This is a genomic window from Marivirga tractuosa DSM 4126, from assembly GCF_000183425.1.
Lineage (GTDB): Bacteria > Bacteroidota > Bacteroidia > Cytophagales > Cyclobacteriaceae > Marivirga > Marivirga tractuosa.
Window position 1 is genome coordinate 1 of sequence record NC_014750.1, and the last position, 4,916, is coordinate 4,916.

The 4,916-nt window shown below is 39.7% G+C and carries 8 protein-coding genes; 4 read left to right on the forward strand and 4 right to left on the reverse strand.

Going from position 1 to position 4,916, the window contains the following annotated elements; translation table 11 throughout:
• The first annotated feature begins 96 nt into the window (after window positions 1-96).
• Genes FTRAC_RS19735 through FTRAC_RS18985 form a run of 4 tightly spaced genes read left to right on the forward strand, consistent with a single transcriptional unit; the run spans window position 97 to window position 2,034 of the window.
• Entirely contained in the window at window positions 97-432 is a 336-nt protein-coding gene (locus tag FTRAC_RS19735) for a MobC family plasmid mobilization relaxosome protein (protein WP_148230193.1), read from the forward strand.
• A complete protein-coding gene (locus FTRAC_RS18975; protein WP_148230194.1) occupies window positions 429-1,217 on the forward strand; it encodes a relaxase/mobilization nuclease domain-containing protein in 789 nt (262 codons plus the stop codon). Before FTRAC_RS19735 ends, FTRAC_RS18975 begins: the two co-directional genes overlap by 4 nt.
• Window positions 1,214-1,807: a hypothetical protein gene (locus FTRAC_RS18980; RefSeq protein ID WP_013447320.1), complete on the forward strand. Its 594-nt coding sequence runs from the start codon at window positions 1,214-1,216 to the stop codon at window positions 1,805-1,807. Before FTRAC_RS18975 ends, FTRAC_RS18980 begins: the two co-directional genes overlap by 4 nt.
• A gap of 8 nt (window positions 1,808-1,815) precedes the next feature.
• The gene (locus FTRAC_RS18985; RefSeq protein WP_013447321.1) at window positions 1,816-2,034 is read left to right on the forward strand and encodes a hypothetical protein; all 219 of its coding nucleotides are present in this window, start codon (window positions 1,816-1,818) and stop codon (window positions 2,032-2,034) included.
• A gap of 8 nt (window positions 2,035-2,042) precedes the next feature.
• Here FTRAC_RS18985 and FTRAC_RS18990 read toward each other — a convergent pair whose 3' ends face one another.
• The 4 genes from FTRAC_RS18990 to FTRAC_RS19010 form a co-directional block, all read right to left on the reverse strand.
• Window positions 2,043-2,258 (reverse strand): type II toxin-antitoxin system HicA family toxin, encoded by a 216-nt coding sequence (locus tag FTRAC_RS18990; RefSeq protein ID WP_013447322.1) that lies wholly within the window; start codon window positions 2,256-2,258, stop codon window positions 2,043-2,045.
• A gap of 65 nt (window positions 2,259-2,323) precedes the next feature.
• Window positions 2,324-2,542, reverse strand: a complete 219-nt coding sequence (locus FTRAC_RS18995) for a type II toxin-antitoxin system HicB family antitoxin (RefSeq protein ID WP_013447323.1) — start codon at window positions 2,540-2,542, stop codon at window positions 2,324-2,326.
• Window positions 2,543-2,761: 219 nt separating this feature from the next.
• Window positions 2,762-3,070, reverse strand: a complete 309-nt coding sequence (locus FTRAC_RS19005; RefSeq protein ID WP_013447325.1) for a hypothetical protein — start codon at window positions 3,068-3,070, stop codon at window positions 2,762-2,764.
• Window positions 3,071-3,077: 7 nt separating this feature from the next.
• Entirely contained in the window at window positions 3,078-4,136 is a 1,059-nt protein-coding gene (locus tag FTRAC_RS19010) for a replication initiation protein (RefSeq protein ID WP_013447326.1), read from the reverse strand.
• Window positions 4,137-4,916: the final 780 nt, after the last annotated feature.

Below are 4,916 nucleotides of genomic sequence, written 5' to 3' on the forward strand. Positions count from 1 at the left end.
AAAACCCTCCTAAAGGAGTGATTTTTAATACGCATTCAACCATCTTGTTTTGCGCCCTTCGGTTGCAAAAGGGTAGCCCAGAACAAAGTTTGTGCTATGGAAAAAGAGAACAACAAAGGCGGACGGCCACGAGTGGCAGTCCAGAAGAAAAAGCGAATTACCCTTAACTGCACATCAGCAGAATATCGGGCAATCAAGAGCAAAGCCGAAAGGTCAAACTTGAGCCTTTCCGACTATTGCCTACGGTCAGCAATGGCAAAGCCCTTGCCGAAAGTTTACAGCCCCGAGCGAGTGGACGAGCTCCGCAAGCTTGCAGGGATGGCAAACAACCTCAACCAAATAGCGCACAGCGTGAACGCAGGGGAAAGGCTAAAGCTTTCCTCCCTGCAAGACTTGGAGCAGATACGAGAACTTTTAAGCAAGCTAAAATGATAGGAAAGACAGGCACAGGCAGAAGCTTCGGAGGACTGATAGAATACCTTCTGGACGAAAAGAAGGAAGCGGAGATCCTCGCAGTCGATGGAGTTTGCGACCATGACAAAAAAACGGCTATTGAGGATTTCAACATGATGCGAAAACAATTGCCAACACTAGGAAAAGCGGTTTGGCACAGCTCTATTTCCTTTGCTGAAGGAGACAACATGAGCAATGAAGAAATGAAAGAAATTGCAAGCGAATTTATGCAGGAAATGGGGCTTGAAAATACGCAATACATGGTTGTAAAGCACAACGACAGCAAGCACCAACATTTACACATTGTCGCCAATCGGGTCAACTATGAAGGCAAAGCCATATCCGACAGCCACAGCAAACGAAAGACAGTTGACAGATGCGAAAAAATAGCTAAGAAACACGGATTGACGAACGCCAAAGAGCAAGGCAACCAACGCAAAGAAGCCATCAAGAAAACCATATACCAGGGCATCGACCAGGGGAAGGATTTAGCCGGCATCATGAAAGGCGTTGAAAAGTTGGGCTATACAGTCCAATACAACCAAGCGAAAACAGGGAAAATAAGCGGTGTAAGCTACAAAATGGAAGATAAAGGAATCATATTCAAGGCTTCTGAAATAGACCGAAACCTAAGTTACACTAAGCTTTTAAGGCACATTGAGGAACACAAAGAGCGAGAAAAAACCAAGCAGAAACAACAGGATAAATCCAAGAATATTAGTACAAAACGAAGTATTGACCAATCAAAAGGAATGAGCCGATGAGTAATACCATAGAAATACAACTGGAAGCCATTGCAGACAGCTTAGAGAAGTTGGAGAAGCAACTGAAAGGGAAGAAAGAACCGAAAGACCACAGCGCAGATTTAGAAACTATTTCACGCCAAATAAAGGCTTTAGAAAGACTTTCAATTGAAAACGCTAACAATGCACCCGAAATTGATTTGAGTAGCTTAGAATCGAAATTTGAAGCCTTAAACGATAAAATGGATAAGCTAGAAAGGTCAGCCCGACACATGCAATGGCTTTTTCCCGATTTGAAAGCCACCTTTTGGAAATTCGGGGTAGCCGTCAAATTGTTTCTTTGGATTGCCGTAATAGGCTTAGGAATTGGTTTTTACAGCTATTACCAAAAGGCGGACAGATACGAGGAATCAGCCACAAAATACTATTTTTACAAGTACAGTGCCTACACAATGAGCGAAATTGACAGCCTTTACAAAACACATGCTGACAGGATAAATTTCATTGTCGACAGCACACAGGAAGCAAGAGCCAAAAGATCCGAAATCGAAGCTAGAAAGAAACAGCTTGAAGAGGAAGAAAAATCATTAAACCAAAAACAATCAAATTAACTATAGAAATGCAAGGAACAAGAACGAAAGAAAGAGTATCCGTTGAGCTTACCCTATATGAAGTATGGGAGCATTACAGAAGATTAGCATACGATTACGACCAAGAGCCACGATGGCACAGCGATGATAATACAACACTCATTGAAAGCCAAAAAAAGGCTTTAATAGCTATGAAGTCATTAATTGAGAAAGAACTTGAAAGCGATAAATTTAAAGAACAGAAATAGAGGGGATGTTATTTTCCCTTTTTCTTTCCCTTTTGTTTTTCAGGGTCTGGAATACCAGATTGTTTGATAATCGCTTTGTAAGTACCTGTAGGCATATCCCCACCATGCAAAGGAACAGTTGTGCGCCTTCCGTCAGAATGTTTGAAAATATGATGGCTCCCTTTGCTTCTAGCAAGTTCAAAGCCGTTTTTTTGAAGTTCCTTGATTAAGTCTTTTGCTTTCATAACAGTGTTTCTTAATAAATACTGTCAAAGCTTGAAAAAGCCGATCAGTATTCAGAAGACAATTTTTAAGCGACTGTTAATGAGAGTTCTAGACTTTGACTATCGTCAGGAATTGGCTCTCCCGAAGCTTGCAGATCCTCGAGATAAAGTTCAATAGCTTCCTTAGCCATTGCCCTTGCTTCTTGGACATCTTTCCCCCAAGTGATACAGCCAGACAAGGAAGGAACAGTAACGGTATATCCTCCCTCAATCTCGGGATGTAGGACTATTCTGAATGTTTGCATAGTTCAAATTTAAGCGTTTTTATTAGACTTTAGTTCAGCATTGTTTTTCTTTCCATTTAAGATAATCCAGATAGCGCAAATAGTCGTGCCAGTATATCCCGTCAAAGTCTGCGATATCGGGAACGTTTTGCCCCTTGATCCATTCCCTGAACAGCTCAGGACGTTCGACTTGGCTTACCTCAGCGAAATCATGACCGTCAATATTTACCCTTTTAGCCCTCATTTTTCCCTTTTGTCTTTTTCGTCTAAGTAATCCCAAAGCTTCTGACTTTCATAAATCGTCTTTTCTGTTCTAGGAACCTCACCGAATATCTTTTCTACTTTTTCACGCAAAATATTATCTGCATCCTGATGCATTGCAAAATAATAATCAGTCTCTGGATTAGAAGATCCAGGATCAGAGCTTATCAAACCAATGTGCGTATAAGCATCAGTAAGCCTATCCCAAATCTTTAATCCTTTTTCACTTAGATATTCCAAATCTTGAAATGATAATGCTTCTAGTTCTTTTCTTTTTTTCTCGGTCATTTCCTTCTTATTTTGGTTTCTTTAAGCCAGCAGCAATCAACATAGCACTATTGCAAAAAGCCTTTTTATCTTGTATTTTCTTTTCCGTACCTCTTGCATTATCCTTTTCAGAAAATTGCTTATATAGCTTCCATGCGCCTGCTTCTTTAATGATAGGCAAGCACTTTACTAGATTTTCATCTGATATTTTCCATTCACGCCCCTTTTCAATGCACCGTCTTTTCTTTTCCCTATCTTGTTCAGGGGTCTTTTCAATCCATTCCTCGAGTATTTTAGAAGCAGGTTTCAACCCTTGTGGATTGACTAAATAGAATTCTAAACCAATTATAGGCGGCCTCCCTTTAACCCCTTTGGCATAAACTTTATCATAGTCAAATTCAAGTTTTGTGCCTTTCAATTCAATCAAAGGCTCTTTGAAAATATTATAAAGCAGATCCTTTGTATTGTTTTTGTATTTCTTCTCACAGTCCATCCAACCCCTTAATTCTTCAAGCGAAACATACCATTTTTCCCCCTTCTGTAATATATCCTCAAATCCTGAAAGAATCTCCCAGATACGCACAGAATACCATGAAGTAAAATTCTTTAATTGACCCCTCTCATATCGAGTATAATGAGCAACTTGCACGAAATATGGCTCTAAAACTGGATTGATTGCTATAGTGATCATTCCGTCTTTATATGCTGTTTCAAAACCATCCTTAACCTCTGTTTTTGTAGTGTCAAGCAAATGACGAGGGGCAAAATATTTTTTTTCTAAGTCTTGAATGAGCCAAGAAGTACTTGCCAAATCTGTAAAAGCTTTCCTCGTTATATCATAAGCACTTCCACTATCAGAGTAATTAACCACTTCTGAAACGTGCATTTGATAAAAGGGCTTTAAAGTAAGATCATTATCATGAATTTGACCTAAAACATTATCCATTATCCGTTTTGCCACCACAGAAACTTTCTTCTGTTTAGCAAACGTAATGTTCCAGTGTTGCTTAGCAATCTCCTTCAACTCCTTTTCAGGGTATTCCATCGGGATGGAAATTTGCGGACTTCTTTTGTCTTTATGAGCCATGCACAAACATAATAAAAGTAGTTTAAAAAACAAACTCAATATAAGAGCCACAAACCTCCCTTTAAATAATTACTTCACGCCACTCCACTCCCTTTAACTCACGCCACAAACCTCCCTTTAATTAGTTTTACTCCTTATAGTAACTATTTAGTAAATACTACTATTTAGTTATGCTATGAAAAACGAATTAAAAAACGTCTAAAAATTTCATTCAAGATGATGAAATAGGAACGAGTGCAGTCCATTAAATCAGGGTGCAAACCAAAACAAAAACAAAAGGGAAAAAAAGAAATGGGCAACGAAGTGCCACCATTTAGAAAAGGAAAATTGCGCGCGGTTTATATATGCTAAAGGTGTATATAAAAAAGGAAGCCATCAGGACCCCTCCCGATGGCTCATTTCAACCAAAACCTTAGCAAAGTCAAGAGCTTGACTTCGGTAAGATAAGCTTCAAAGGTAATGTATTTTCCTCACCCCTGAAAATGCAAAGTTAATTCCGACCATTCGGGAGCCAGTCAAGGTTTCCCTTCGGCAGTCTTCAAAAAAATCTCCACCCTTTGGGTAGTATTTTTTCTTGCCTGACCTTGCCCGTCCCGAAGGTGCGGAGTTAAGGGGCATTTAAGAGGTTGAGGGAAAAAGGAGTGTTCGCAATGGTGGCATTCCATAGCGAGCATCCTGTTTGTTCAACGGCTCTCACAAAGCTTGCAAATTTCCTTGCATGGCAATTCATTTAGCAGTAGCTTTGTAGAGAGAGGAAGCAAGATGTGTTAAATGCATTAA